The organism is Treponema endosymbiont of Eucomonympha sp. (assembly GCF_001028545.1).
This window is the reverse complement of sequence record NZ_BBPW01000424.1, coordinates 1-603: the sequence shown is the minus strand read 5'-3', so window position 1 is coordinate 603 and position 603 is coordinate 1. Positions and strand designations below refer to the sequence as shown.

Sequence of the window (603 nt, the reverse complement as noted above, 5' to 3'; positions counted from 1 at the left end):
ACCACCCTCAAAGTCTTTATTTTCTGTTCCTCAAGTGCTGCGTCTGATTGTGCTTTTGCTTGCTGCGATTGTACTTGTATCTGTGCGTTGTATTCGCTGTTTTGTTGCGCTTGCTCTTGCTTGCTTTTTAAATATCTTTTCTGTGCTTGTCTGAATAAAAGTTCTGCAAGTTTTACATCCTCCTTACAAATTCTAATCAGCTTAAACGGATCAATGTAAAGAACAAAATCCGCATTAGCAGTCATTGTTACATTCAGCATATTTTCCAACTTCAAAACTTCTTGGTCATTAGGAAGCATTTTGATTCGGGTAGTGAAATTTCTACCTACCACTTCTTCTTCTTTTAATAACTCTCTGTATTTTTTAGCACCATGCGTTACGCTTGCATTGAGTAAGCAAGCTACTTTCTTTCCTGTATCTTCCATACAATGCAAATAAGCATCGTACATATAATCAGTTGTGTTATCTGTAATGATAATAGCTGATTCAGCGTTTTGTGAAGTAACTCTTGGTGCTGCGATACTTGAATTAAGGTTAGGGTCTAATCCTAATTCATCTTTAAGAACTTGGTAATGGTATTGGTATAACTTAAGTAATCCTTGA

The 603-nt window shown here is 36.0% G+C and carries 1 protein-coding gene; it reads right to left on the bottom strand.

From position 1 onward, the window contains the following. A partial coding sequence (locus AWU74_RS12005) for a hypothetical protein (RefSeq protein ID WP_187150934.1) occupies positions 1-603 on the bottom strand: 603 nt, incomplete at both ends.